Source organism: Legionella stuttgartensis (genome assembly GCF_977063405.2).
The window spans coordinates 157,155-184,145 of the sequence record NZ_CDRUHA020000033.1; the positions used below are offsets into that span (position 1 = coordinate 157,155).

The following is a 26,991-nucleotide window of genomic DNA, read 5'->3' on the forward strand; positions in this document are numbered from 1 at the left end:
CTGGCACTATGTTAAGCAATTTCTACAGAGCCATTAGAGAATTGATATGTGAGTTTTTTCGCAGCGACGATCAAGATCTGCCAAATACAGCTGATTCTTGTTACGGGGTGACCATTTACAAAAGAGGTAATCATAGGCATAGATGCTCAAAGTACTTAAACGGATAGTTCAAGAAGTCACTGCAGCCAAGCAGCTCTCTGAAGCTCTTGGGATTCTGGTGCAACAAATTAATAAAGCCATCAATGTAGAGGCCGCTTCCGTTTACCTCATCGATACCAAACACGCCGAATACGTGCTTATTGCAACCGAAGGTTTAAACAAACAAGCTCAATCCCGAGTTCGTATTGCATTTGATAGTGGTCTTGTAGGTCTTGTCGGACGACGTGAAGAACCCATTAATTTAGAAGATGCCCCCGCTCATCCTGATTTTTATCATAATCCTTTATTGGGCGAAGAACACCTCAAGGCTTTTTTAGGTGTACCTATTATTCAACATAGAAAGCTCTATGGTGTGCTCATTGTTCAACAAACAGAACAACGTTACTTCGATGATACGGAAGAATCCTTTTTAATTACCTTAGCGGCCCAACTGGGGGGAATTATTGCTCATGCCGAAGCAACAGGCGAATTGGCTGAGTTAACCCAACCTAAGCCTCTGGGCGTTACTAAAAAAGTTGACTTAAGCTCTGCAGCCCTGGCAGGAATTGGTTCCGTGCCAGGGATCGGGATAGGAACCGCTGTGGTTGTATACCCGCAGGCAGATATTGATGCAGTTCCACAAAATCCTGTCGAGACTTTGGATGAGGAAATTAATGCCTTTTATGAGGCCCTGGAATCCACTAGAGACGACATGCATCGTTTAAGCAGGCGTATGAAATCCGTTGTTGCAGAAGATGAGCATGCCCTGTTTGATGTGTACCTACGCATTCTCGAGAAAGACAGCTTGGGCATTGAAGTAGAACATGTAATTCGTAAAGAAAAAATTGGCGCCCAGGCTGCCTTAGCGACAGTAATTAAAAAGCACATCGCCCAATTTGAAAGTATGGAAGACTCATATCTTCGTGAACGAGCGAGTGATTTTCGTGATTTAGGACGACGGGTTTTAGCCGCATTACAATGGTCGCAACAGGAAGAAATTGTTTATCCCAAACGAACGGTCCTAGTAGGTGAAGAAGTAACCGCCGCGGCCTTAGCAGAAGTTCCAGAAGGATATCTGGCGGGGGTAATATCGGCTAAGGGTTCTAATAACTCTCATGTTGCTATTTTAGCCCGCGCGCTGGGCATTCCCACCGTTATGGGTGTCCGTGGGTTAAAATTAGATTTGATTTCTCGTCGTGCTATTGTTGTTGATGGATATTATGGGCAGGTTTATATATCACCCTCGAAATCAGTACTTGCAGAATTCAAACTACTCGAGCAAGAAGAGCAGGCATTAACTCAAAGTTTGGTGAGTTTACGAGATAAACCTGCAGAAACAATTGATAATTATAAAGTATCCTTGCAAGTAAATACGGGTTTAGCAATGGATGCGGGTTTATCGATGAGTGTCGGCGCCGAAGGAGTGGGTCTATATCGTTCAGAAGTCCCGTTTATGAGCCGCGATCATTTCCCTTCAGAAGACGAACAAACGATTATTTATCGACAAACCCTGAAAGCTTTTGCCCCACGTCCCGTGACCATGCGGACTCTGGATATTGGTGGTGATAAAGTACTTCCCTACTTTCCTGTAGCAGAAGATAACCCCTATTTAGGATGGCGAGGAATTCGGGTCACCCTGGATCATCCTGATGTCTTTTTGATGCAAATTCGTGCGATGATGCGTGCAAGTGAAGAGTTGAATAATTTGCGGATCATGTTACCTATGGTCACTAATTTAAGTGAGGTTGAAGAAGCCTCTTATCTTATTGATCAAGCATTTACTGAATTATTAGAAGAAGGGTGTGTCATTGAAAAACCCAAGTTAGGTGTCATGATCGAAGTCCCTGCAGCCGCCTATTTAGCACGCGAGATTGCCAAAAGGGTTGATTTTATCTCCGTGGGTAGTAATGACTTGACGCAATATTTTCTGGCCGTAGATAGAAATAATGCTCGAGTGGCTGGCCTTTACGACTCGATGCACCCAGCCATGCTCCGTGTTTTGCTGAAGGTTGTTGAAGGAGGTCATGCAGCAGGGGTAGAGGTCAGTATCTGTGGCGAAATGGCCAGCGATCCTTTATCAGTTATTTTGTTAATCGCCATGGGCTTTGATACTTTAAGTATGAACTCCTCCAGTTTACCGCGAGTAAAATGGGTTATTCGTAATTTCGCCATTGCAAATGCCCGTAAGATTCTTGCCGAAGTACTGGAATTTGAACACCCTGCCCAAATACGTTTTCATTTACAAAAAGCCTTAGAAGACGAAGGATTGGGTGGCCTCATCAGGGCCGGAAAATCTTTATGAACAAAAACCTGATTAAACAATCACTATCTTCATCCCAAAGCTTTTCCGCGGGGTCAAGTGTATTAGCACTGTACGCATGGATTCATTCTTATGTGCATGTAGATAAAAAAGGAACTTAAATAATATGTTCACTTTTCCTTATATAAATCCTGTAGCATTTTCAATAGGCCCGTTACAAGTGCATTGGTACGGATTAATGTATTTGATTGGCTTTGTGAGTGGCTGGCTACTTGCTCACTGGCGAGCGAAGCACTATAAACTGGATTGGACCTCGGAACAAATCAGTGATGTGATCTTTTACGCAGCCCTTGGTGTCATAATTGGCGGGCGCATCGGCTATATGCTTTTTTATAATTTCGCGGAATTGGTGCATGATCCTTTGGCATTATTTAAAATCTGGCAAGGAGGCATGTCTTTTCATGGTGGCTTGCTGGGTGTTGCGATTGCCCTCTGGCTCTTTTCTCGCAAAAGCGGCAAATCCTTCCTGGAAATCGGTGATTTTATCGCTCCGCTGGTCCCCATCGGTTTAGGCGCAGGACGAATTGGTAACTTCATTAACGGTGAATTATGGGGTCGGGTTACTGACATGCCTTGGGGGATGATTTATACCCATGTTGATAATCAACCTCGCCATCCTTCAGAGTTGTATGAATTTGGTTTGGAAGGAATTGGCTTGTTCCTGCTTGTTTGGATTTATGCGCGTAAGCCTCGCCCTGTGGGCCGAGTTTCAGCCATTTTTTTAATAGGATACGCGATTTGTCGTATCATTGCTGAGTTTTTCCGACAACCTGATCCGCAACTCGGCTATCTTGCCTTCGGATGGTTGACTATGGGACAAATTTTATCTATTCCCATGTTATTACTGGGATTTTGGTTATGGTGGATTAAACGATGAAAACTTATTTAAACTTGTTAGAACATATTTTGCAGCACGGCAACCAAAAAACCGACCGCACCGGCACAGGAACTTTATCGGTTTTTGGTTATCAAATGCGATTTGATTTGCGCCAGGGGTTTCCTTTAGTCACTACCAAAAAATTACATATGCGCAGTATTGTGCATGAGTTGCTCTGGTTTTTAAAAGGGGATACGAACATCTCTTATTTAAATGAAAACGGGGTTACTATTTGGGACGAATGGGCTGATAGTAATGGTGAGTTGGGACCTATTTACGGCAAACAATGGCGAAATTGGCCAACACCTGATGGACGCACTATTGATCAACTCAGTGATGTCATCCAGCAAATAAAAACCAATCCTGATTCACGCCGCTTGTTAGTTAGTGCATGGAACGTTGGAGAACTGGATCAAATGGCTTTAATGCCTTGTCATGCTCTATTCCAATTTTATGTAGCGAATAAAACTCTTTCGTGCCAGTTGTATCAACGCTCTGCTGATGTATTTTTGGGAGTACCGTTTAATATTGCTTCTTATTCATTGCTCACTCACATGGTTGCTCAGCAATGCAATCTTAATGTAGGTGATTTTATATGGACTGGTGGTGATTGCCATTTATATCTTAATCATTTAGAACAGGCACGCACTCAATTATCCAGGGACCCGTTGCCATTACCCACCTTAAATATCAAACGCAAACCGCACTCGTTATTTGAATATGTTTATGATGATTTCGAGTTCGTAAACTATCAATCTCATCCTGCTATCAAAGCGCCTATTGCGGTTTAAATGCATTTCTAGAACGACACGGCATTACTATAGAATAGATTCCCGCCTGCGCGGGAATGACAAAAAATATTACCTTAATAGTGGCGTCTCTTTCCTCACCCTACTTGGTTTCAAAAAGTTTACGGATTTCATCCGGTAATGATATGGATTTATTTTTCGTATAATCTACCCAAACAATTTTGCAGCTGCCTTGCGCCATTATGACTTCATCCTGATACAACTCATGCTCCATCACCATACTTGAGTTTCCAAGACTGTGGATTTTAGAACACAACGTTACTGTCGCAGGATAAATTACCGGCTTTAAAAAAGTACATGCGACGTGAATCACTACCGGACCTGTTTTTTCAGTCATACTGATATTCAGCTGTCTTAACCATTCAATGCGTGCCTCTTGAAAATAATCAAAATAGCGGGCGTTATTTACATGGCCTAGTGCATCCATATCGCCCCAAGCTATGGAAAAAACTTTTCTATGTACTTCAAGGTTCAAGTCGGTCATTCTATCTCCATCATGATAAATCCATAGGATCCACATCCACATTCCAACGCACACCATTACCTAATTTATTACCTGTTAACCATTCGCGCAATTGCGTTAAAGTGTTTTTTAGGACTTTTCTGGAAGAAGACTTAAGTAATAATTGCATACGATATTGATTAGCTTTGCGAGGCATAGGAGCAGGTGCTGGTCCCATTACGGTAATGGAAGATGCTAAAATTTGCTCTTTAGCTGCATGCAAAAATTTTAAGACGCTTGCAGCTACTTTCCCCTGAGCTCTAATTACAGCCAAATAATGAAAAGGGGGCATTTGTGCTTGTTGGCGTGTAGCTAATAATGCATCTGCAAATGGATCATATCCTTGTTGAATCAGCAAATTAAGTAGTGGGTGATTGGGTAAGTGCGTTTGAATCAAAACTTGACCGGCTTGCTCCTCGCGACCTGCCCGTCCCGAAACTTGCATTAACAATTGCCCTAAATGTTCCAGAGCCCGAAAATCTTGATTATAAAGTCCCGCATCAGCATCGACCACTACAACTAAAGAAAGACGTGGAAAATGATGACCTTTTGCTAACATTTGGGTACCTACAATTAACTGTGCCTTGCCATTATGGATGTTGTCTAGATGCTCATCCAAAGAATTTTTTTTTCGAACTGCATCACGATCGATACGCACTACCTCTGTTTTTGGAAAATATGCGCTTAAAAACTCATGGATACGTTGCGTACCCGCGCCAACCGGAATTAATTCCATACTATGGCAATTACGGCAACAATCCGGAGTTTTTTGGGTTAATCCACAATGATGACAAATCATTTTTCCTAACTGTTTATGTAGAGTCAGATGACTGTCACACGCACGACAATCAACCATCCAGCCACATTGGTGACATAACAGAACAGGAGAAAAACCTCGGCGATTAATAAATACCAATACCTGGTTTTGTTTAAGTAAATGCTCTTTAATGACATGTAAGGTTGGAGTTGCCAAACCATGTTGGAGTGTTTGTGAGCGCAGATCAATCAGTTGATAATGTAACGGGGTTGTCGAACGTGCTTTATGAGTCAAGCGTAGTAAGGTGTATTTTTGTTGCATTACATTGTACATGCTTTCCAAACTAGGAGTCGCTGATCCCAAAATAATAGGTATATTCGTTAAATGAGCCCGCATTAATGCAGTATCTCGGGCAGAATAGCGCACTCCCTCAATTTGCTTTAATGATGCATCATGCTCTTCATCGATGACAATTAATCCTAAATCAGGCATCGGTGTAAAAATTGCCGCTCGAGTTCCTATCACTATTTTGGCCTTGCCTTCTTTGGCTAATTGCCAAGCAACTTGTCTTTCTGATTCGTTCAAGTCGGAGTGAATCACAGCAACAGCTTGTTTAAAACGCGAGGTAAAACGCGTCACTAATTGCGGGGTTAATCCGATCTCGGGTACCAAAATTAACACTTGTTTTTGTTGCTCAAGCACTTGGGCAATAACATGTAAATAAACTTCAGTTTTACCACTTCCTGTAACTCCTTGTAATAAAAAACACTGATATTGATACAACGCTGCAGTAATTGCCGTTACAGCTGCAGCTTGTTCAGGATTAAGTATTAATGGAGGAGATGGAGAAACATCTGTTTTTTCTGGCAGTATAATTTGCTGAGATAAAGAAAGAACCTGCGCAGCAAGCAAGCTACAGAGCTGGGTGGAATTAAATCCTTTTTGGGTCAAACAATTTTTGGGAACGGGGTCTTTTTGAGTACTCAAGAACTCAACCAGCTCCAGTTGTTTACGGGCACGAGCCGGAATAAGTTTTTTAGCTTCTTCCAGAGGCAATGCCAATTGATAAAAATCACCCCTAGGTAATTGGCTTGCCTGTCCTAATCGATATTTTTTAGGTAGCGCAAGTGGCAATACTTCAGACAAAGGCGACTGATAATAATTGGCGATCCAAGCACACAACGTTAAGGTAGCTTCATCAAGTAATGGTTGGTCATCAATAATTGTGCTGATGCTTTTTAACGAGGCAACATCGTACGAGGGTTCATTTTTACCGACTACTAAACCTAAACGTATTTGTTTGCGAAAAGGAACCCATACTCGCGCGCCAACGCAGGGAGTAAGTTCCTCCGCAATATAATCAAAACAATCTCGATGGGTATGGGGAATGCAGACTTGATAAATAGCATTCCCATTTAGCGCAGTGTATTGCGTCATAGGCACTCCAATATCATGGCGCTCCATCACTTCCAAAGATGCATCAGTAGACAGTGATGAAAAAGCGCTTTTGACAGAATGGTCATGCTCGCTTTTATTCATGCGCTCTTTGCCATTGATGATTGGCGGATTGTCCTGGAGCTGAAAAAACCTTGACCACAACCTTCTCAATACGATGTCGATCCAACTCTGCTTTATCTTTAATCAGTTCTTGCACAAACCAACGCGATAACTCCTCTACCGTAATATTAGTTACTGGTAATAAAGTCACATCTTCTTTAAGAAAGGGAATTTTCTTATGATTAAAAGTAAAGTAATAATATTCATCATCCTCAGCATACTCCAGAAAGGGAGAAAATTGCGGCATCAGAAAAGTTTGATTTAAATAACGACATAATTTGTGGATGCGTTCTTTATAATAGCGATAGTCAAAAGTCATCCCATTTTCTTCAACCCAAGTCGTGAGTGCCAAATAAACCCCATACATATGGCCATGTAATGGTTCTCTTTCTGTGGCAGAAAAAATGGTCGTATGACCAGCAGAAAATTTCATGGACTCTTTTTGTAATTCCACGGTTGTCAGGTATCTTTTTATGTTCATAAACTCACTCGTTTATCATTTAATAGAAATCCGTTTAAGGAAATTTCCACATTTTTACTTAAAGCGATCACTTTAAATAACTCTCCCATTTCACTGGGAAGAGTAAGTTGCTTTATCGCTTGTTTTGCTCTTACTTGTTCTACCTCATCATCCAAAGTATTAATTAAGCTTAGCAAACCGTTGGCCAGCAAAAAAGAGGCTTGATTGGTAAAACCTGCGATATGAAAACCAGCTTGTTGTCCCGCCTCTGCAACATGTGTAAAATCCACATGCGCGGTAATGTCTTGCTCTCCAGGATGCAACAACGGATCTGGATGACTATGATGTTGATAATGACACATTAAAGTGCCCTGATTACGATCAGGATGATAATACTCGTGGCGAGGAAATCCGTAATCAATCAAAAACACCACGCCTTGTTTTAACATCTGATAATTGCTTAAGACCCAATCATCGATAAAAAGATTCACCTCCGAAAGATAAGGAGTATTTTGCAGCGATAATCGCTTATCAATGTAATCCAGCAAACGTTGATTATGACAGGGCTTAAATAATTCTATTAATTGTTGCTGTTCATTCAAAGCAATATAGCTTTCCATAATGCCCTGTTCCGTTTTCATAAATCGATGAACCGGCATAGCATCTAGAACTTCGTTTGCCAAAACCACCCCATTAAAAGGAACTTCTGGCCACTGCTCAAGCCAGGTAACTAAATGAGCGAGATGAGGAATTTTTTGGCCGACAAGTTCCCTTTGACGATGTTGTAAATTAGCGCTGACCTCCAAAATATAATAGGCATCTGGCAACGCGTTCTGCTCCGCTAAATGCTCTAATACAGCAACACAAAGAGCGCCAGAACCTGCACCAAATTCGAATATTCTTGGCGACTCAAGTGTCATTAACACTTGCTGGCACTGATTCGCTAGCGTTTTACCAAATAAGGGAGTCAATTCAGGGGCTGTAATGAAATCACCATGCTTCCCTAATTTTTGCAACCCTGAACTATAATATCCTTCTCCAGGAGCGTACAATGCATATTGCATGAATTCTACAAAGGGAATAGCCTGGCGTTCGGTCAGTAGCGCGTGTAAGGTTTGTATTATACTCATTGTTATACTTTAAAAAATTTAGCTGGGTAAAACCGAAGCAATGCATCTTGACTCTACGTCCCGCGGCTTGTCCGTGGGATCCTGCGATAATAAGGTCTTTGGCTCCCGCAGACAAGCCGCGGGACGTAGGCAAAAGTTCGGAAGCTTCGCTTCGCCCAGAATAATCGAGAATAGGAACATACATTGAATCCGACAAACAAACAAGAAGCGAAAGTTGCTTTAGTCACGGGTGGAGCACGTCGTATCGGTGCCGCGGTAGTCAGAAAACTCCATACCGCAGGATATAAAGTAGTAATTCATTGCCATCAATCATTGTCAGAGGCTCATGTCCTTGCCGCAGAGTTAAATGAGCAACGCGCCTATAGTGCCTTTGTTTTACAAAGAGAATTAACGGAACCATGCGCAGCAGAAGAAATGATGATTACCGTTCAAGATTGGGCCGGGCGTTTGGATTTATTAGTTAATAATGCTTCTGTGTTCATCCGCACCGAATTTACTGTATTTTCTGAAACAGATTGGCAGGCTCTTTTTGACATTCATGTTAAAGCGCCTTTTTTATTGAGTCTCGCAGCACGTCCTTTGTTGGCAAAGCAATCTGGAGCCATCATTAATATAAGCGACACCCATGCAGAAAAACCATTGAAAGACTACTCTGTCTATTGCCAAAGTAAAGCCGCTTTGGAAATGCAAACAAAAAGCTTGGCACGCGAATTTGCTCCTGAAATCAGAGTCAATGCCGTTGCGCCAGGGGCCATTATTTGGCCTGAGCATTCCAATACCTTAACTCTAGAAACACAAGAACAAATTATTGCGAAAACTCCTCTAAAAAAACATGGTAATCCCGAATATATTGCCCAAGCAATTTTAGCCTTGGCCGAAAACCCCTACATTACCGGACAAATCCTCAAAGTGGATGGGGGTAGAAGCTTGATTGGCTAGTTGATTCATCCCAATTGATTAATCACTTCACTTATTGAATAATGAATAAAAATAACAAGGATGATGAATCAATTTATGAAGAACATAGCCACTTTGATACTTTGTACGCTAAGTGTTGGAATAGCCCAAGCTGGCACTATGGGGCCTGTATGCAGCCCTGATAATGTAACCGTCCCTTGTCCATGTAATGCTTGGGATTTAGGTATTAGCGCTTTATATTTACAACCAAACACCAATTCAGCATTACTTAATCCAATTATCAATCCAATCAGCAATGCATCACATACCGTTGATTCGTCATGGGACTGGGGGTTTTTACTTGAAGGAAGTTACCATTTTAATACAGGAAATGATCTTAATGTTAATTGGCTGCATTTTAATCCTGATAATTCGGATCACTTTTCATACTTTTCTGGAGATGTCTTTAATCCAGTTACTACCTTCACCGATTTAAAATTCGATACGAAATTTGATGCCGTTAATTTAGAGTTTGCACAAACCAGTCATTTCGGTAAAAAGAAAACCATTCGTTTTTATGCCGGGGGACAATATGTCAACACCCAAATCAAACGTTCTGACTATGAGTTTGAAAAACTCCCTTCTGATCCTGCACCACATATTATACAAAGATCCGTCGCATACACTAAATTCCAAGGTGCAGGCCCGCGAGTTGGTATAGATATGTCTCGTGATATGAACTACGGTTTCTCATTATTTGCCCAAAGTGCCATGGCCCTGTTAACTGGGCAGGGCAAAGCCAGCCTATCTGGAGCAAACCTAAGCGGTATCGCTTTTCCTTTTAATGCTCAGGCAAAACAAACTCGTCTTGTACCCGAACTAGAAGCAAGATTAGGTGCAAGTTATCAATGGTCGGCAAGTATGGGACAGTTTAGTGTAATGGGCGGTTGGATGTGGCAACATTATTTACACATGTTTCTTCTACCTCCTGGCGGAAACAGTAATCCGGCAACAACTGTAACCCAGCATGATTTCTCTTTGGATGGTCCTTTTATCAAAGGGAAATGGGTTTCTGGATGTTAACTCTTCATGATGTGTGATGTTCGATGAAATACAGGATGCCACTGAATTTTTTGAGTGATAAGAACAATGTTCATAAATCGGTGGGACTCCTGTTTTTTTTGTTAATGATCGCCTCTTTTCTATTTAAGGGAACAAGTGACTATTCCATTCTACTGATTAGTTATGGTGTCATAATTACCACCATTCTTGGTTCTATTGGTTATTTTTGGTCCCTAAAGTCAATTTCTAAATTAACTCTTTTACTGGGAGCTTGGCTCGTTTGGATCATTCTCCCCCCATTAGTAGGGCTGGTTCCTCGCACCGCCCTTTTTGGTATTTTTCAGTGCTCCATGTGGATATTTGGCTTCATTTTATTTAATAGAGATTCTGTTGCTGATTGGTTATGGAACAATTTACTTAAGCTGCTCTGGGTGCTAGGTCTTGTTTGTGCGGTTTATGCTCTGATTCAATTATTTGCTAGAAATGCGATGCCAACCGGTTTTTTTGCCAGCAAAAATACCGCTGCTGCTTTTTTAATGATGATTGATCTCCTATTGCTAGGTAAATTTTTTACTCTAGATTACGCTGGACTCAGGGAAATAAATCAATTTAAATCACCAAAAATCATCACCCTAATCTGCCTCTATATAATTACCTTAGCCTTATTGGCTGCTTTAAGCCGTGGCGTTATCTTGTGTTTTATTTTCTTTGCAGCCCTGGAAATCGTTTTATGCCGTCATGAGATAAAACTCAAAAGTATTTACCAATTATCAGGAATTGTAGTTTTGGCTTTGGCCACTTTGTGCCTCTTTGCTCAACCTGCCATACATCATCGTCTTGATTTACTCGCCCATGAAAAATCACGTCTTATTATTTGGGAGGGTGCTTGGCACTTATGGAAGATAACCCCATGGTATGGTTTAGGTATTTTCAATTTTAAACAGTACTACCCTGCCTTTAGCTTACCAGGTGATGGTTCTAATCTCGAATACGCTCATAATGACTTTTTACAATTATTTGTTGAAACTGGAATACCAGGTATTGTAATTCTGCTTGGAATTATAGTGACGCTGCTCAGCTATTTAAAAAGCTACTTAAACCACCCGAATCAAAACCCTGTAACACATATCCAAGGCATAGCCTGCTTTAGTGCACTAGCGGCTTTAGTATGTCATAGCTTTATTGATTTTAATTTCTATGTATTCCCTATGAATCTCCTCATGGGGTGCTGTTTGGGCTATCTGCATTATTTTCTGAGGACAAAGGGCTGGGTTAAAATTTATTCATTCTCACTAAAAAATATTTGGATCCTGCGTTGTGGAATCATTGTGTTTCTATTCCTGATAAGCTCTTATTTTATTCGCTTTTTCATCCTCGAACATTATATTGAGAATACTGAAGCAGCAATTCAAGCAAAACAATTCAATGAGGCAATTGCTGCAAGCAATCACGCGCTGAACCTATTTCCTTTTGTTGAAATTCAAAGCCTTAAAATTGACGCATATTTACAACTAATCCAACATGCAACATCGAATCGCGAGCGTCATTCTTGGATAGAAAAAACTGAATTTGCAATTAAACAAGCCATTGCAATGAACCCCTATTTTGCACGTCCTTATTTTCAAATGGCATTGTTACAAAGTTTAGAGCGAGATGATGCTCAAAAAGCAAAAGCATATTTTCGTAAGGCTTTAAAAAATGATCCTCATTTTTGTTTAGCGCGACTCACTTTTGCTCGATTTTTAATAGAGCAAAATGAACTGCACCCGGCTCAACAAGTCTTGGAAACCGGTCTTCAGTATCCTATTTCTCCAGAATATATTGAGCTTTACTTAAATTATCTTGCCAAGCTTCGTTTTGCAAATGGCAATCAGGAGGGAGCCCAAAAAGCAGCTCAGCGATTGGAGCATCTTATGATTTATAATCAAGATTATAGTGATTTGATTTAACCTTTCTTAAATAACGCGATGACAATCGCATTAAAACAACGATCGCAAAAAACAATGTATCATCTCCAAAGAATCTAATAAATAAAAACGATTTAGTGCTGATTCATCAAATAATTTGCCAAAATAATAACGAACTAAGGACTTACTTTGTAAAACGGCCTTATACTCATCCTCCAATGCAGCCAATCCATGTAAATGCGTCATAAAAAGACTAATCTTATCCGCTAAACTTATCGAAATACTCTGCTGTTCTAATAACTCTTGATAGAGCCAGGGTTTGCCACTGCCAGCACGTGATATCATATAAGCATCACAATCGCTTAACTCTATTGCCCTATGCAAACTGTGGATATTATTAATATCTCCATTAGCAATTACCGGAATAGCAATACTTTGTTTTATTTTTGCAATTTGTTTTAAGTCAGAAGCTACATCATAATCATCCATCCAACGGCGACCGTGTACGATCAGCGCATCAGCTCCTGCTTCTTCAATTTTTTTTGCCAGCAGAACATCCTTTGCATCGCCTTGAATGCGAATTTTTATAGTTAAGGGGATAGTAATCGCCGTGCGTACTTCTTTGACAATACGTATTAAGTGCTCCGGGTCTTCGAGTAAAGCACTTCCAGCACCTTTTTTACGAATTTTAGGTTTTGGACAACCACAATTGATGTCGATAATATCCGCACCATTAAGTTGTAATCGTTGCCCGGCTTGCGCCAATACAGCAGGCTCAGTACCTGCTATCTGATATGCGAGGATCTGTTCCTGTGGTGCCCGATAAATATAACGTGAATTGGTTGTATGTTTAAAAAGAATATCCGTTGCTGAACTCATCTCCGTCACACAATAAGCGGGAGCTCGATAATGATTAAATAAGGTTCTAAATGGTGCACAGCTATAACCAGCTAAAGGGCCTTGGATTAATCGATTGGATAAAGTCAAAGAGCCTATTTTCAAGGAACTGTTAATAAAAGCGTGCATCAATTTAATTCAGAGATATAATGAAGGCCAATTTTAACATACTTTAAACCCAGAAAAAGCTGTCGAACGCAGTTGTAAAAGCTAAGACCCCCAAATCAAATAGGAAAACTCCTTTATGGACAAACGTTATTTATCCCCATTGGAAATGCTCAATATTGCCACCCAACATGCCTATGCTGCCGATTATTTATTGCAGCAAATCAATGATTGGACATTTAGACAAACTGATCCACTTGCAGTATTAACTCCTGTTACTTCACTGATGTACCAAGCTTTTGTACTGACATTAAAAGCGTATTGTTTACACGAACAGCGCCCAATCAAAGAGCATAAAAAACTTATGGAATTGGTTGAAATAAATAGTCATTTGGGATTTTCACGCCAGGAGCTTGTTTTATTAAAGACACTTGCAAAAGAACAGGTTTTCCTTAAGGGAGCAGATTATGATTTATGGGAGAACCAACAACAATTCCAGGTTTTTTGTGAAGAGATTCTCTCTCTTTATCAAAACCTGCAAACGATGATGCCTTTGGAGCTCCATCCCGATTATCAACAATAATGTAGTCTGGGATGTGCCGCAGTGACCCGCCAAGGAGGACGTGGTCGTGAGTATCTACAATTCTTAGGTTACCTCTGCAGCACTTGGCAGCGAATGTAATTCACGCTAGGATAAGTTTTTTTATTTAACTCTATTCGATGTAATTTAAGATTAAGGTAGAAATTATGGAGCAAGTAGAAGACAGTATGACTGGAAATGCGATACAACGCCAATTATTACAGTTAAGTCATCACTTAAATTCACAAATTTTGGGTCAGAATGGATTAATTTCACGTTTACTTATTGCCTTACTCGCAGATGGCCATTTATTAGTTGAAGGAGCGCCAGGATTAGCAAAAACACGGGCAGTTAAAGAACTGTCTGATGGGGTTGAAGGAAATTTTCATCGCATTCAGTTTACACCTGATTTATTGCCTGGAGATTTAACCGGTACCGATGTATACCATCCACAAAATGGTTCTTTTGTGTTTCAACCAGGTCCTATATTCCATCACTTGCTTTTGGCAGATGAAATTAACCGTGCTCCAGCAAAAGTTCAATCTGCACTCCTTGAGGCAATGGCTGAGCGCCAAGTTACTATAGGAGGCAAAACCTATCCTCTGCCTGAACTATTTCTAGTCATGGCAACACAAAATCCAATTGAGCAGGAAGGAACTTATCCCTTACCTGAAGCACAACTGGATCGGTTTTTGATGTATGTAAAAATTAGTTATCCTGATGCCAAAATAGAGCATGATATTTTAGCCCTATCGCGCAAGGAAGCTTTAGGTGCCGTTATGGCCACTAAACCTGTTACCACTGAAAAACTCTCGCAAAAAACATTGTTTGAAGCACGTAAACAAGTACTGAATGTTCATACAAGCGATGCATTAGAAAATTATCTAGTACAATTAGTGGTAGCAACTCGTAATCCTGGCGTATACAGCGAAGAGCTGGGTCGTTGGTTGCGCTTTGGTGCAAGTCCACGCGCTACGATTGCTTTAGATCGTTGCTCTAAAGCTCATGCCTGGCTTTGTGGAAGAGATTATGTTACTCCAGATGACATTCATGTGATTGCCCATGATGTATTAAGGCATCGCATTTTATTAAGCTTTGAAGCGGAAGCTGAAGGAATCAATAGCGACGATTTTATTGACTCCTTATTGCGTTTAGTTGCTGTTCCGTAGAAAACTGGAGGTTTGGGCCTTGGGCCCAACAAATAGCCTTGAATCTGATGAATTCAGTCCCAATCTAAAGAGACATATGAGGTACACGAGGTTTTTATGGCTAATGGCGTTATTGCAGAATTAAACGAATTGATTGACTTAAGGCGATATGTCCAATCCATGCATTATCAACCTGAAGGTAAAGCAATACAATCAGGAAATCATTTATCCAAATTACGTGGTCGAGGTATGGATTTCGCCGAAGTAAGAAATTATCAGGCAGGTGATGAAATACGCCATATGGAATGGCGCGTTACGGCGCGTACCGGTAAACCTCACATCAAAATTTATCAGGAAGAACGAGAAAGACCAGTAGTGATTCTCACTGATTTCAATCCTTCCATGATTTTCGGTACGCGCATCGCATTTAAATCGGTCATTGCCGCCCGACTCGCAGCGCTTCTTGCTTGGACCGTAATAAAAGAAGGCGATAGAGTAGGAGGAGTATTCTTCTCAGCTACGGATCACAGCGAATTTACCCCTCGCAGTCGGGATATAGGGGTACTGCCATTATTAGCCTCTTTAAGTCGGTATACCGATCAAACTGAAGAACAACGCGAAGCCCAACCAAGACAACTTAGCGATGCATTGGTCCGCTTACATCGCGTAGTGAGACCGGGAAGCATCCTGGTTTTGATCAGTGATTTCTATTCTATGGACCGTGAGTGTGAAAAACATTTAAATCGATTACGTTATCATAATGACATCCTGGCCTATCATATTTGTGATCAAGTTGAGCTTTCTCCACCCAAACCACAGCAATATGCCATCACTAATGGGCAACAAGAGCTAATCCTTGATACCAGCTTGCGCTCTGTGAGCGCAGCCTATGAGCAGTATTGTCAACAACGAATAGAGCACTTGCAAACTCAATTGCAACGCTTACACATCCAGTATGTGCAGGTTACAGCAGATGTTGATTTAGCGCCACTCGTGCGCCAAACGTTTCCCAGGAGGTCCCGTGGTTAATACCGCTCCCCTGGCGCAGTTAAAAGACATTCACCTCCCCCCTCCAATTGGTTGGTGGCCAATGGCTCCGGGGTGGTATATTTTGACTGGGGTTATCTTATTTTTAGCAACGGTACTCGCATATGTTTTTTATAAAAAGCATCGAAATACTCTGGCTAAAAAGCAAGCCTTGCTTTTATTAAATCACTATCAGCATCAATATGAGCAAGAACAAAATGGCGCCCAGGCCAGTGCACATATTTCAGAATTATTACGCCGAGTTGCCCTTGTCTATTATCCAAGAGAGCAAGTTGCTAGTTTACATGGGGAAGAATGGCTTAAATTTTTAAATGAAACGAGCAAAAATATTGATTTCAATTTGGTAAAGGAATTACTACTTGATGCCCCGTTTAAAACACAAGAAAAGATGGATCTCAACCCCTTATTTAACGCAGCACAGCTTTGGATTAAACAAAGAGGAGTGCCATGTTCGAATTAGCTAACCCTTGGGTTTTAATTCTCATCCCTTTACCTTTGATCTTCTGGTTTTTAATGCCAAGAGCTAAAGTACAATTGCCTGCCGCGTTGAAGGTACCTTTCTTTGCTGACATGGTTCACATTGCAGATCAAGAAAAGCGTTCTGTTTCTGCCCAATATTCATTGCTCATCCCCGCCATAATATGGTTATTATTGGTGGTTGCTTTAGCAGGTCCTCGCTGGATTGGTGCTCCCAAACCCATCTCGCGTGAGGGGTTTAACATTATGATGGCTTTAGATTTATCTGGGAGTATGGAAATTCCTGATATGCTTTTCCACGGACGTCCCGTAAGTCGTTTAAGTGTTGTAAAAAGTGCTGCTGAACAATTTGTCCAAGACCGTACCGGTGACAAAATTGGTTTAATCCTCTTCGGTACTCGTGCTTATTTACAAACCCCTCTTACCTATGATCGACACAGCATTCTCTTAAGGCTTGAAGATGCTACTGCAGGACTTGCAGGTAAAACAACTTCTATTGGAGACGCCGTGGGTCTTGCTGTAAAGCGATTAAATAATGTTCCCAAAAAAGGAAGAATTCTTATTTTATTGACCGATGGGGCAAATAATTCTGGTGTACTCGCTCCGTTAAAAGCGGCTGAATTGGCTAAAGAAGAAGGAATCAAAATCTATACCATAGGTTTAGGATCTGAAGCAGATTCAAGAGCGCTTATTAGTGATTTTATGATGCAGAATGCTTCAGCAGATTTGGATGAAGAAACCTTAAGAAAAATGGCCGACATGACTGATGGTCGCTATTTCCGTGCTACAGATACTGAAACATTAAATTCAATTTATCAAACAATTAATCAGTTGGAAACTATAAATCAGGAACAAGCCACCGTTCGTCCCCAAAAGGAATATTATCCTTGGTTTGTCGGTCTTGCATTATTACTTTGTTTCTCTTGGCTACTGAGAAAAGCCGATTTGAGCTTCAGCATACGAGCTAGGATGACCGATCGGGAGGTCTTAAAGTCATGATTGCAACGTTTCATTTTTTAAGACCTTGGTGGCTGTTAGTGATCGTACCCCTACTAGGATTAATTTTGATTTTATGGCGACAGAAACCAAAACTACATGCCTGGTCGGAGGTGTGCGATCAACATTTGTTGAGTCATCTTCTGCAAAAAAAAGGGCAGGGACAACGGATGGGTTCCATGCTCTGTTTGTTTTTAAGTATTCTGTTTATGATTTTTAGTATTGCCGGTCCTGCTTGGTATAGGCTGCCTGTAGCAACCTATAAACCAATACAACCTAGAGTTCTAGTTCTGGATATGTCTGATAATATGATGGCTAATGATTTAACTCCTAATCGTCTAAGTCGTGCCAAATTTAAATTGCATGATTTATTTGCCCACAAAGATGTGGGTCAATTTGGCCTTGTGGTCTTTACTAGCGAGCCGTTTGTAGTTTCTCCGTTGACTGATGATGGGCATACTATTTCCTCATTACTTTCTTCATTAACTCCAGATATTCTGCCAGTTACAGGACAAAACCTTGATAGCGCCTTGGATGAAGCCAGTAACTTAATCAAACAAGCAGGTTATAACCAAGGACGAATTCTGGTGTTAACGGCAGACGCCCCCTCCAGCGCATCGATAGCTCTTGCGAAAAAATTGGCTGAATCAGGGATTTACTCATCTATTATCCCAGTCAAAGCAGATAAAAATTTAAATCCACTTTTTGAGCAATTTGCCGATGCAGGTAGTGGACAATTAGTCAAATACTCCCCCGATTCAAGTGATTTGGAGCAGTGGCTTAAATCCAGTAATAACAATGAATTTGCTCTAAGTGAAGAAAAAGATATCCCTCTTTGGCGTGATGAAGGTCGTTGGCTTTTAATACCTGCGTTGCTGTTACTCTTGCCGGTGTTTCGACGTGGTTGGATACAGAGGGTAGTTGTATGATACGTTTTTTTATTCTTTTATTCGTCTCATTTTTATCGTGTACTACTCATGCCTTTAGTTGGCAAGACTTATGGTCTACACCAGATCAACAAGGGCAAGAGTTGATGAAAAAAAATCAATTTAAACAAGCTAAAGAAACATTTACACGTAGCGATTGGAGCGCAGCCGCAGCATATCGTGCAGGCGATTATCAAAAAGCAGCCGAGTTATATCAAGATTTAAAAAATGAACAAGGTTATTATAACCAAGGCAATGCTTTGGCTCATATGGGACAATACGAAGAAGCAATCAAAGCCTATGATAAGGCACTGGCAATCAATTCAGCTAATCAAGATGCCATTTATAATCGTAAGTTAGTTGAAGACCTTTTGAAAAAAGATAAAGAAAAAAATCAAAACAAAGATCAGCAAAATAAAGATCAGCAAAACAAAGATCAACAAAACAAAGATCAACAAAACAACGATCAACAAAACAAAGATCAACAAAACAAAGATCAACAGAACAAAGATCAACAAAACAAAGATCAACAGAACAAAGATCAACAAAACAAAGATCAACAAAACAAAGATCAACAAAACAAAGATCAACAAAACAAAGATCAACAAAACAAAGATCAACAAAACAAAGATCAACAAAACAAAGATCAACAAAACAAAGATCAGCAAAACAAAGATCAGCAAAACAAAGATCAACAGAACAAAGATCAACAGAACAAAGATCAACAGAACAAAGATCAGCAAAACAAAGATCAACAAAATAGTGAAGCTCAATCTGAAGCAGAACGAGAAAAACAACAAGCTAAAGAACAGTGGTTGCGTTTGATTCCGGATGATCCAGGCGGATTGATGCGAGAAAAATTTTTACGTGACCATTTAAGAAGAGAACGCGGGTGGTATCAATGAAAAAAATAATAATTATTGGTTTCTTTTGTTTATTCAGTTCATTAGTTAATGCTGAAGTACAGGTACAAGTTAATCCTTCTCAAATAAGCATTGATGATTCATTCAGGTTAATTCTAACTCAAGATAATTTACAAAATGGGGGCATTCCGGATCTGACCCCACTACAAAAGAATTTTATGATTCTTGGCACTGAACGTCGTATGAATTATTCGATCATCAATGGCCAAGCCCAATCATCTAGCGAATGGACTATAACTTTAAAGCCACAAAAAGAAGGTAAAGTAACAATTCCTGCGATTAGAATAGGCAGGGACTATACTAAACCAGTGACAATAGAAGTCAGCTCAAGTACCACATCGCAAAATACACCTAGAAATGATTTCGCCAATCAGAACAATCAAAATCTTTATTTAACCACCGAAGTTATCCCCAAAAAACCTTATGTGAATCAGCAAATTATTTATAAAGTGACTTTATACTATTCAAAACATTTCTTAGATGCAGATTATAAAGGCCCCCAAGTCGAAAATGCCCTACTCGTTCCTTTAGGTGAGGAAAAACGATCTCAAATTCAAAAAAATAATATGACTTATCTTGTAGAAGAACAAAATTATGCCATTTTTCCACAAAAGAGTGGTACTTTAAAAATAAAATCACCTGTATTTACAGCAGTGATTTATGATTTTAATCCCGAACGAGTAAAAGCTCAGGACAAAACCACGAGCATCGATGTACAACCCATTCCTAAAGAGTTTTCCGGTAAAACATGGTTACCAGCCAAACAAGTTAAGTTAATGGAACAATATGAAAACTCCGAGAAAACTATTGCTCAAGGCAACACCTTAATTCGTACCGTAATTCTTGAAGGAGTAGGAATTCCAGCGCAACTCTTACCTACACTCAATTTTGCAGAAACAGATGGAGTAAATGTTTATCCAGAGAAAGGAAAAGATAAAAACCGGGTTACCTATGGTGAATTGATTGGCCGCACAGAAATCAAGGTGACCTATTTATTTAATAAAGCAGGAAAAATAACAATTCCAGAACTAAAACTCCCTTGGTTTAATACTGAAACAGGAAAAGAAGAAATAGCAACTTTACCTGCAAAAACTTTTGAAGTAACTCCTTCAAACACTGCACCAGCAACAAATACCACCCCCCAACCCACTATCTCTCAAAATCAGCCTATCACTCAACCCACCAAAGAAGGAAGCGAGCCTATTACTTCTTCAACCAAATTTAATTGGGGTTGGATAGTGGCCGCACTTTTCGCCTTGGCGTGGATCATTACTATTGCCTTATGGGGATGGCAAAAACGCAATAAAAATACGGGAAAAGGTCAATATAAAACCGCTTTAAATAATCTCCATAAAGCGTGTGCGCAAGCTAATCCACAACAAGCACGCGATGCCTTATTGAAGTGGGCAAATCTTTACTGGCCAGATGCACCCATACTAAATTTAACTGATTTAACGCGCCTAACGACCGACGTAACGTTCAAAAAACAAGTGCAAATTCTTTCGCAAGTTTTATATAAAAGCAAAGAAAAAATCTTGTGGCGAGGTGATGAATTATGGCGCAGTGTTCAGCAACTGAAAAAAAATCATCCGCGTAAAAAGGAAAATGAAAATGCTCTGCCGCCCATGAACCCCGCTTGATAAGTCAGTTGATTAAGATATCGTCAAAGTCGAGAAATAAGAACAGAGCACATCAACTTAATTGTAGCCTGGGTGTAGCGAAGCGAAACCCGGGTTTTCGGGACAAAGATTTCACGGGTTACGGCGTACGCCTCCACCCAGGCTACGCGGACACAGTACGTCCCGAACGCAGTGCTTCCAATTCACCTAAGTTTTACCTGACTTAAAGCCATACCCACGTCACGCGGCTTGTCCGCGGGATCCAGGGTTTGAGGCACTAAGCTCGCTTTTTCCTGGATGCTGCGAACAAGTCGCAGCACGTAGGCTCATTGGCGGTCAAGAAAAACTTAAGGTGAGTTGGAAGACGAAGTGAAGGATCTTCTGTAAATGGGATAACATTCTATGATTTTTTAGACTCACAATACTGCGTCGCAAACTCTTCAGATGCCAATCGGGAAACGATTAGATGCTTCTATGCTATGCTAGAATAAAAAGAAAATTGCTCTACTGCATTGATGGATGTTCATCATCTTCTTGTAGTTCCTCATCACTGTTTTTCTTTTTAGCGCCTGTAATTTTTAAACTGGGGGCTTGAGCAGTTGCTTCTGGTCGTTTGGGTGTTTCAATAATTGGAAAATCTGCGACGATTTGTTCTAATCGTTTTGCATCTTTTTTTATTTTATCCATATCATGTTTAACCTTCATAGACGAAGTCTCAAACTCTGTTTCAATCAAAACGTCTTCTACTCCTTTCTCTTCACTTTCTTTTTTAGCGGATTCTGGTTTTCTTGTAATAAGATTAGCTATTTTTCCCGCAAGAAACTTAAATAAAGGATAGGTAACACGTCCAACAACATAAACAACAGCCAATGAAGCAGCGGCTGCAAGTATTGGAAATCCTGCAGGAGGGAATACCAAACTGACTATAGCACCAATTAATGCCAGCGAAGCGAATGCAACACCTGCAGATTTATCCCAAGTAGCGATTGTACCCAGCTTTGCTAATTTTTGCTTACCAAGCTCTTGATCATCATATAGTTTTTGCAACTCGTTTAATTGTTTCTTAATTTCCTGTCGTCCCGTTTTGATGTTGTCCTCTAAGAGTTTAATGTTATCTCTTTGGCCTGCAACCTTCATCTTTTTTGCTTCGGCTTCTAATTGCTCCAAGTTATCAATTAAATGAGCTAGCTGATTTTTTTTAATATCAATATCTTTTTCTAATTGTGCTAACTTATCTTTTACCTCATAACGTTTGTAATAAAGCTTAGCGAGCGTGACGACACTTAAACCTAATGTAGCGATTGAAATAACCAAAGCAATAATAGGAGCTGAGGGAGGAAATGCTACTGCAGTTATCGTAAGACCTAAGAGCACTGCCGAATATAAAAAACGGGCATTACGTGACAAAGTAATCGGTGATTCTTGATTCGCTATATAGGCTGCAATGTAAATACCTGGAATTCGGATAAAATCAATGGCCGCATTCACGAATCTAATGATTAGAAAAGCACTACCTGCTACGTCTGAAGCATGAGTTAGATGTCCTTTGATTTGTACCATGCTGGTAATAGCACTCCCAGCTACCTCTGCAGACTCAATAAACCTGTTAAAAAACGGGAGCGTTTTCAGTATAGATTGCGTAATAGATTTTTTGGACGCTGTAGTCCCTTTCATTAGTTTTAATCTTTTTCTTAAATGCGTTATCGAAAAATCTTCGAGTTCAATTTCATTTTCATTTTCATCAAAAAACATCGCTTATCTCAAAAAAATTATCTATCTATGCATAGTATAACAATTTATTATGATTTAAATATGAACAACAGATATGAATTAATTTCGGTTTGCTTTTCCCATCCCTGCATCAGTTGTATGAGATGCAGTGAATGGTTGCAATTTTTCCACTTCCAAGTAGTTTTGTACAAAGGGTTGCTCCTCAGCCCAAGCAAAATACTCTTTTAGAGGAATAAAATTGCTAGGTACCCGTGTTCCTTCTGTATAAGGTAGAGGTCGCAAGAAATCTGCAACTTGGGTAAAATTATTAACCACACCTTTCTCATGAAGAAAACGAATCAACTGATAAAAATGCAGTGTATCCGGTTTATAGTGCCCGCTGCTGTTACTAATCATCGCCACTATCCCATCTTGGACCAACCACATTCCGGCACAACGCACCTTACGCCCATTAAAAAGTGACGAGTGATGGAAAATTCCAGCCTTATGTGGATGGACATGGAATAAATTGTCATTATATTTATCCCATACAAAAGCCACACCCCCAAATGCCATACCCTTTTTATAAGAAATATTTTTTAAGCGAATTGTATTTAGGGGAAGCAATTCTGCTGAAGTATCTTTGGGAATAATTTTCAATTTCTCATCATCTGTCTTAACGTGAACTTTGTCTCGTAACTCATAATCGACGGAAGTTATCTTCGTTTTATAAGAGTCTCGCCAATTATCACTTACCCCTTCTAATGCCGTTGTCAATGGATGCTCTTCTAACCACAAAAAAAAGGGCGGAGGATCGGTTTCTCTGACCCACTCATAGAATGCAGTATTCATCGGATATTCGGCACGATTTAAACCCTTTTCAATATCACTATAATTAAATTCGATTGTACGATGAGCAGGATCTAATCGCTCAATTAAAGTTGAACCAAAAAGACTTAATAAAGGGTTCTCTCCATGTGTTTTTTCTCGCTGCCTAATTGTTTCCAACATCGCATTTTTTGATAAGTGACGTGGTTTAACATCTTTATAATGATTTTTTAACTTCTCTAGATAGAGTATTTTATTTTCAGCTAGCTTTTGAATAACGCCTAGTGGTTCTACCGCTTTGGGTAATACCTTCATTAATTGAATGCTCATCTCATTTATCTGAGAAAGTAGTTCCATTCTTTTATCCAAGAACTCTAATTTGGTTTTTGGAATTGCATGATAGTCTTGCAAAACTTGGGTAATAGCTACAAGCAGCGTATTAACCTCAATTGCAGTTAGTCCATTCTTCCCACATAATTTTTCCCAATCTTCGAGACTAGGGACGTCGCGCCACATAAGAAAAAACCACAAAAAGTACAATTATTATGATCATAGGACATTATTTGAACAACTAACAAATTTTATGGTATTGAGTGGAAATAAAAATTGATCCACGGAAACGTACACAATGAATGAGTTTGTAAAACTTCAGAGATTATATGGGGTTGATAATGCTGAACTAATTCAGCAAATAATCGATGTGTCCCCATAGAACATCTGCATCTCATTCTTTAATATTGGGACAATGCACAAAAAAGTGTATAATTCCTCTTTTTGTTATACAAATATTGATCAGTCATGAATCTTGAAAAATTATATGATGTTATTGTAGTAGGTGGCGGACATGCAGGCACAGAAGCTGCTCTAGCAGCAGCGCGAATGGGGGCCCAGACGTTATTACTTACTCATAATATGGATTTGCTCGGTCAAATGTCATGTAATCCTGCCATAGGCGGGATAGGGAAAGGCCATTTGGTGAAAGAAATTGATGCCTTAGATGGAGCTATGGCCAAAGCTGCGGATAAGGCGGGAATTCAATTTCGTACTCTTAACGCCTCCAAAGGTCCTGCAGTCCGTGCTACGCGCGCACAAGCAGACCGAGTACTCTATCGCCAAGCCATTAGAGAACAATTACAAACACAACCCAACTTGACGCTGTTTCAACAGGCTGTTGATGATTTATTGATTGAAGGGGAACGAGTAACTGCGGTGGTTACCCAAATGGGCTTGGTCTTAAGAGCACGTGCGGTAGTACTGACTGTTGGTACCTTTTTGGGTGGAAAAATTCACGTAGGTATGAATCAATATGCCGGAGGTCGCGCAGGAGATCCACCTTCAGTAGCCCTAGCAAAAAGTTTACGTGATCTGGATTTACCCGTTGGCCGTTTAAAAACGGGAACACCTCCACGAATCGATCGTCGATCTTTAGATTATAGCCAAATGACGGTACAACCAGGTGATACACCGATACCTGTTTTTTCCTATTTAGGTCATGTGAGTGATCATCCCCAACAAGTACCTTGCCATATTACCCATACAACTGAAGCAACACACGAAATTATTCGTAATAATTTGCACCAATCACCGATGTATGCTGGCGTTATTGAAGGTGTAGGGCCACGTTATTGTCCCTCAATAGAAGATAAAATTGTTCGTTTTGCTGATAAATTATCCCACCAAATCTTTGTTGAACCGGAGGGATTAACTACTGAAGAAATCTATCCTAATGGCATTTCTACAAGCCTTCCTTTTGAGGTACAGGTGCAGTTTGTTCGCACGATTAAAGGTTTTGAAAATGCTCATATTACCCGACCAGGCTATGCCATAGAATATGATTACTTTGACCCTCGTGGACTCACTTCATTTTTACAAACCAAACCAATACCCAACTTGTTTTTTGCAGGGCAAATCAATGGCACAACAGGCTATGAAGAAGCTGCTGCACAAGGAATCATCGCCGGAATGAATGCGGCGCTGCAAGTACAAGATAAAGAACTTTGGTGTCCACGACGTGATGAAGCGTATATTGGTGTATTAATTGATGATCTGATTACATGCGGCACTCAAGAACCTTATCGAATGTTCACTTCGCGTGCGGAGTATCGCTTACTTTTACGTGAAGATAATGCAGATTTACGCTTAACCGCTAAAGGTAGAGAATTAGGCTTAGTTGGTGACGAGCGTTGGCAACATTTTGCTACAAAAAGTGAAGCAATAGAGTCCACGCAAGCATTGCTGCACCAAACTTGGGTTCGTGTAGGACATAATGAGATCTTAAAGGATGTATTACTCAATCCAATGCAGCATGATAATAGAGCCTCAGAATTCTTGAAACGTCCAGAGATTAATTATCAACACTTATTAATGCTCGAGGATTTAAATTTACCTGAACTAGTACCAGAAGTTAGCGAACAAATAGAAATTCAAAATAAATATGCAGGTTATATCGATAGACAACAACAAGATATAGAAAAAATGCGTAAACAAGAAAACACGGCTCTCCCCGAATCTCTCGATTATAGCGATGTCACAGGATTATCTAATGAAGTGATTCAAAAGTTAACGAAGATAAGGCCATCTACTTTAGCCCAGGCTGGCCGTATTTCGGGTGTTACTCCTGCCGCCTTGTCCCTACTTTTGGTGCATTTGAAAAAACAGCGAATTGAGGTATGAAGGAACAAATAACGCGAATACAATCGCAGCTTAAAGAAGGTTTGCACCAATTTGATCTGGATGCGCTTAGTGCTTCTTTGGCGGATTATTTATTCTTACTTAACAAGTGGAACTTAGCTTATAATCTCACGGCAATCCGTGACCTTGAGTCAATGGTTGGTAAACATATTTTAGATAGCCTGGCTATTTTACCTTGGCTTAAAGGCAAACAAATTATAGATGTAGGAACAGGGGCCGGCTTACCGGGAATCCCTCTCGCTATAGCTAGGCCTGATTTTAACTTTGTACTATTAGATTCTAATGGTAAAAAAACTCGATTCTTGAATGAGGTAAAGCGACAGCTCAGTTTAAAAAATGTAGAAATTGTACAATTTAGGGCCGAAAACTACCACCCAACTCAAGGTTTTGATACAGTAGTAAGTCGCGCTTTTAGTAGCCTGGAACAAATGGTTCAGTGGACGCAACATCTTATTGCCGATGATGGAATTTGGTTGGCAATGAAGGGACGTTATCCTGATACCGAATTAAATGAGATAAAGCAGGACTGCTCGATTGAGCGTTATACTGTCGCAGGTATTGAAGGCGAGCGTTGTTGCGTCATTATTGAAAATCAACCGAGAAAAAGTAGTTAACAAGAGCTGTTTAA

At 40.2% G+C, this 26,991-nt stretch carries 23 protein-coding genes; 16 read left to right on the plus strand and 7 right to left on the minus strand.

Translation table 11 applies throughout. The features are described 5' to 3' along the window. Positions 1-142 precede the first annotated feature (142 nt). From ptsP to thyA, 3 genes are all read left to right on the plus strand, one after another. Positions 143-2,440 (plus strand): phosphoenolpyruvate--protein phosphotransferase, encoded by a 2,298-nt coding sequence (gene ptsP, locus ACWTEW_RS09340; RefSeq protein WP_454781413.1) that lies wholly within the window; start codon positions 143-145, stop codon positions 2,438-2,440. A 124-nt stretch (positions 2,441-2,564) separates the two neighbouring features. Next, a complete protein-coding gene (gene lgt, locus ACWTEW_RS09345) occupies positions 2,565-3,335 on the plus strand; it encodes a prolipoprotein diacylglyceryl transferase (RefSeq protein WP_454781414.1) in 771 nt (256 codons plus the stop codon). Then, the gene (gene thyA, locus ACWTEW_RS09350; RefSeq protein ID WP_454781415.1) at positions 3,332-4,126 is read left to right on the plus strand and encodes a thymidylate synthase; all 795 of its coding nucleotides are present in this window, start codon (positions 3,332-3,334) and stop codon (positions 4,124-4,126) included. Before lgt ends, thyA begins: the two co-directional genes overlap by 4 nt. Before the next feature lie 100 nt (positions 4,127-4,226). On the opposite strand, the gene ACWTEW_RS09355 is transcribed toward thyA, so the two are convergent. From ACWTEW_RS09355 to ACWTEW_RS09370, 4 genes are all read right to left on the minus strand, one after another. Continuing rightward, positions 4,227-4,628 carry an acyl-CoA thioesterase gene (locus ACWTEW_RS09355; RefSeq protein ID WP_454781416.1) on the minus strand — a complete coding sequence of 134 codons (402 nt, stop codon included), beginning with the start codon at positions 4,626-4,628 and terminating at the stop codon, positions 4,227-4,229. A gap of 10 nt (positions 4,629-4,638) precedes the next feature. After that, complete coding sequence (locus ACWTEW_RS09360) at positions 4,639-6,840, minus strand: primosomal protein N' (RefSeq protein ID WP_454781705.1); 2,202 nt, start codon at positions 6,838-6,840, stop codon at positions 4,639-4,641. Positions 6,841-6,934: 94 nt separating this feature from the next. Further along, complete coding sequence (locus tag ACWTEW_RS09365; RefSeq protein WP_454781417.1) at positions 6,935-7,441, minus strand: 6-pyruvoyl trahydropterin synthase family protein; 507 nt, start codon at positions 7,439-7,441, stop codon at positions 6,935-6,937. Further along, on the minus strand, positions 7,438-8,550 hold the full coding sequence (locus ACWTEW_RS09370; protein WP_454781418.1) for a class I SAM-dependent methyltransferase: 1,113 nt from the start codon (positions 8,548-8,550) through the stop codon (positions 7,438-7,440). The genes ACWTEW_RS09365 and ACWTEW_RS09370 overlap by 4 nt, the downstream gene beginning before the upstream one ends. A gap of 183 nt (positions 8,551-8,733) precedes the next feature. Between ACWTEW_RS09370 and ACWTEW_RS09375 the strand changes: the two genes are divergently transcribed. The 3 genes from ACWTEW_RS09375 to ACWTEW_RS09385 all read left to right on the plus strand — a co-directional run bounded on the left by ACWTEW_RS09375 (position 8,734) and on the right by ACWTEW_RS09385 (position 12,458). Further along, positions 8,734-9,489, plus strand: coding sequence for a pteridine reductase (locus ACWTEW_RS09375; RefSeq protein WP_454781419.1), 756 nt, complete (start codon positions 8,734-8,736; stop codon positions 9,487-9,489). Between the two features lie 75 nt (positions 9,490-9,564). After that, positions 9,565-10,530, plus strand: coding sequence for an Lpg1974 family pore-forming outer membrane protein (locus ACWTEW_RS09380; RefSeq protein WP_454781420.1), 966 nt, complete (start codon positions 9,565-9,567; stop codon positions 10,528-10,530). A 35-nt stretch (positions 10,531-10,565) separates the two neighbouring features. Continuing rightward, complete coding sequence (locus ACWTEW_RS09385) at positions 10,566-12,458, plus strand: O-antigen ligase family protein (RefSeq protein WP_454781421.1); 1,893 nt, start codon at positions 10,566-10,568, stop codon at positions 12,456-12,458. A 30-nt stretch (positions 12,459-12,488) separates the two neighbouring features. Here the strand turns inward: ACWTEW_RS09385 and ACWTEW_RS09390 are convergent, their stop codons facing one another. Further along, entirely contained in the window at positions 12,489-13,442 is a 954-nt protein-coding gene (locus ACWTEW_RS09390; RefSeq protein ID WP_454781422.1) for a tRNA dihydrouridine synthase, read from the minus strand. A gap of 115 nt (positions 13,443-13,557) precedes the next feature. On the opposite strand from ACWTEW_RS09390, the gene ACWTEW_RS09395 reads away from it, so the two are divergent. The 8 genes from ACWTEW_RS09395 to ACWTEW_RS09430 all read left to right on the plus strand — a co-directional run bounded on the left by ACWTEW_RS09395 (position 13,558) and on the right by ACWTEW_RS09430 (position 21,155). Then, complete coding sequence (locus tag ACWTEW_RS09395; RefSeq protein WP_454781423.1) at positions 13,558-14,001, plus strand: hypothetical protein; 444 nt, start codon at positions 13,558-13,560, stop codon at positions 13,999-14,001. A gap of 164 nt (positions 14,002-14,165) precedes the next feature. After that, entirely contained in the window at positions 14,166-15,167 is a 1,002-nt protein-coding gene (locus tag ACWTEW_RS09400; RefSeq protein ID WP_454781424.1) for an AAA family ATPase, read from the plus strand. Between the two features lie 96 nt (positions 15,168-15,263). After that, the gene (locus ACWTEW_RS09405; protein WP_454781425.1) at positions 15,264-16,175 is read left to right on the plus strand and encodes a DUF58 domain-containing protein; all 912 of its coding nucleotides are present in this window, start codon (positions 15,264-15,266) and stop codon (positions 16,173-16,175) included. Beyond that, positions 16,168-16,653, plus strand: coding sequence for a DUF4381 domain-containing protein (locus ACWTEW_RS09410; RefSeq protein WP_454781426.1), 486 nt, complete (start codon positions 16,168-16,170; stop codon positions 16,651-16,653). The genes ACWTEW_RS09405 and ACWTEW_RS09410 overlap by 8 nt, the downstream gene beginning before the upstream one ends. Next, the gene (locus ACWTEW_RS09415; protein ID WP_454781427.1) at positions 16,641-17,669 is read left to right on the plus strand and encodes a VWA domain-containing protein; all 1,029 of its coding nucleotides are present in this window, start codon (positions 16,641-16,643) and stop codon (positions 17,667-17,669) included. Before ACWTEW_RS09410 ends, ACWTEW_RS09415 begins: the two co-directional genes overlap by 13 nt. Then, a complete protein-coding gene (locus ACWTEW_RS09420) occupies positions 17,666-18,595 on the plus strand; it encodes a vWA domain-containing protein (protein ID WP_454781428.1) in 930 nt (309 codons plus the stop codon). Before ACWTEW_RS09415 ends, ACWTEW_RS09420 begins: the two co-directional genes overlap by 4 nt. Beyond that, positions 18,592-19,497, plus strand: coding sequence for a tetratricopeptide repeat protein (locus ACWTEW_RS09425; RefSeq protein ID WP_454781429.1), 906 nt, complete (start codon positions 18,592-18,594; stop codon positions 19,495-19,497). Before ACWTEW_RS09420 ends, ACWTEW_RS09425 begins: the two co-directional genes overlap by 4 nt. Further along, positions 19,494-21,155, plus strand: coding sequence for a protein BatD (locus tag ACWTEW_RS09430; protein ID WP_454781430.1), 1,662 nt, complete (start codon positions 19,494-19,496; stop codon positions 21,153-21,155). Before ACWTEW_RS09425 ends, ACWTEW_RS09430 begins: the two co-directional genes overlap by 4 nt. 483 nt (positions 21,156-21,638) lie before the next feature. Here ACWTEW_RS09430 and ACWTEW_RS09435 read toward each other — a convergent pair whose 3' ends face one another. Together ACWTEW_RS09435 and ACWTEW_RS09440 are read right to left on the minus strand one after the other, a co-directional pair. Next, a complete protein-coding gene (locus ACWTEW_RS09435; RefSeq protein ID WP_454781431.1) occupies positions 21,639-22,886 on the minus strand; it encodes a hypothetical protein in 1,248 nt (415 codons plus the stop codon). A gap of 78 nt (positions 22,887-22,964) precedes the next feature. After that, the gene (locus ACWTEW_RS09440) at positions 22,965-24,188 is read right to left on the minus strand and encodes a hypothetical protein (RefSeq protein WP_454781432.1); all 1,224 of its coding nucleotides are present in this window, start codon (positions 24,186-24,188) and stop codon (positions 22,965-22,967) included. 282 nt (positions 24,189-24,470) lie between these two features. Between ACWTEW_RS09440 and mnmG the strand changes: the two genes are divergently transcribed. Both mnmG and rsmG read left to right on the plus strand, forming a co-directional pair. Further along, positions 24,471-26,345: a tRNA uridine-5-carboxymethylaminomethyl(34) synthesis enzyme MnmG gene (mnmG, locus tag ACWTEW_RS09445; RefSeq protein ID WP_454781433.1), complete on the plus strand. Its 1,875-nt coding sequence runs from the start codon at positions 24,471-24,473 to the stop codon at positions 26,343-26,345. Further along, the gene (gene rsmG / locus ACWTEW_RS09450) at positions 26,342-26,977 is read left to right on the plus strand and encodes a 16S rRNA (guanine(527)-N(7))-methyltransferase RsmG (RefSeq protein ID WP_454781434.1); all 636 of its coding nucleotides are present in this window, start codon (positions 26,342-26,344) and stop codon (positions 26,975-26,977) included. The genes mnmG and rsmG overlap by 4 nt, the downstream gene beginning before the upstream one ends. The last annotated feature ends 14 nt before the right edge of the window (positions 26,978-26,991 follow it).

Bases quoted from the DNA above. Each gene is read 5' to 3' on its own strand.
- ACWTEW_RS09370 (WP_454781418.1), bottom strand. From the start codon at position 8,550: ATGAGTATAATACAAACCTTACACGCGCTACTGACCGAACGCCAGGCT.
- ACWTEW_RS09385 (WP_454781421.1), top strand. From the start codon at position 10,566: ATGCCACTGAATTTTTTGAGTGATAAGAACAATGTTCATAAATCGGTG.
- ACWTEW_RS09440 (WP_454781432.1), bottom strand. From the start codon at position 24,188: ATGTGGCGCGACGTCCCTAGTCTCGAAGATTGGGAAAAATTATGTGGG.
- lgt (WP_454781414.1), top strand. From the start codon at position 2,565: ATGTTCACTTTTCCTTATATAAATCCTGTAGCATTTTCAATAGGCCCG.
- ACWTEW_RS09420 (WP_454781428.1), top strand. From the start codon at position 17,666: ATGATTGCAACGTTTCATTTTTTAAGACCTTGGTGGCTGTTAGTGATC.
- mnmG (WP_454781433.1), top strand. From the start codon at position 24,471: ATGAATCTTGAAAAATTATATGATGTTATTGTAGTAGGTGGCGGACAT.
- ACWTEW_RS09390 (WP_454781422.1), bottom strand. From the start codon at position 13,442: ATGCACGCTTTTATTAACAGTTCCTTGAAAATAGGCTCTTTGACTTTA.
- ACWTEW_RS09425 (WP_454781429.1), top strand. From the start codon at position 18,592: ATGATACGTTTTTTTATTCTTTTATTCGTCTCATTTTTATCGTGTACT.
- ACWTEW_RS09360 (WP_454781705.1), bottom strand. From the start codon at position 6,840: ATGACGCAATACACTGCGCTAAATGGGAATGCTATTTATCAAGTCTGC.
- ACWTEW_RS09405 (WP_454781425.1), top strand. From the start codon at position 15,264: ATGGCTAATGGCGTTATTGCAGAATTAAACGAATTGATTGACTTAAGG.
- ACWTEW_RS09415 (WP_454781427.1), top strand. From the start codon at position 16,641: ATGTTCGAATTAGCTAACCCTTGGGTTTTAATTCTCATCCCTTTACCT.
- ACWTEW_RS09380 (WP_454781420.1), top strand. From the start codon at position 9,565: ATGAAGAACATAGCCACTTTGATACTTTGTACGCTAAGTGTTGGAATA.
- thyA (WP_454781415.1), top strand. From the start codon at position 3,332: ATGAAAACTTATTTAAACTTGTTAGAACATATTTTGCAGCACGGCAAC.
- ACWTEW_RS09355 (WP_454781416.1), bottom strand. From the start codon at position 4,628: ATGACCGACTTGAACCTTGAAGTACATAGAAAAGTTTTTTCCATAGCT.
- ACWTEW_RS09395 (WP_454781423.1), top strand. From the start codon at position 13,558: ATGGACAAACGTTATTTATCCCCATTGGAAATGCTCAATATTGCCACC.
- ACWTEW_RS09365 (WP_454781417.1), bottom strand. From the start codon at position 7,441: ATGAACATAAAAAGATACCTGACAACCGTGGAATTACAAAAAGAGTCC.
- ACWTEW_RS09435 (WP_454781431.1), bottom strand. From the start codon at position 22,886: ATGTTTTTTGATGAAAATGAAAATGAAATTGAACTCGAAGATTTTTCG.
- rsmG (WP_454781434.1), top strand. From the start codon at position 26,342: ATGAAGGAACAAATAACGCGAATACAATCGCAGCTTAAAGAAGGTTTG.
- ptsP (WP_454781413.1), top strand. From the start codon at position 143: ATGCTCAAAGTACTTAAACGGATAGTTCAAGAAGTCACTGCAGCCAAG.
- ACWTEW_RS09400 (WP_454781424.1), top strand. From the start codon at position 14,166: ATGGAGCAAGTAGAAGACAGTATGACTGGAAATGCGATACAACGCCAA.
- ACWTEW_RS09430 (WP_454781430.1), top strand. From the start codon at position 19,494: ATGAAAAAAATAATAATTATTGGTTTCTTTTGTTTATTCAGTTCATTA.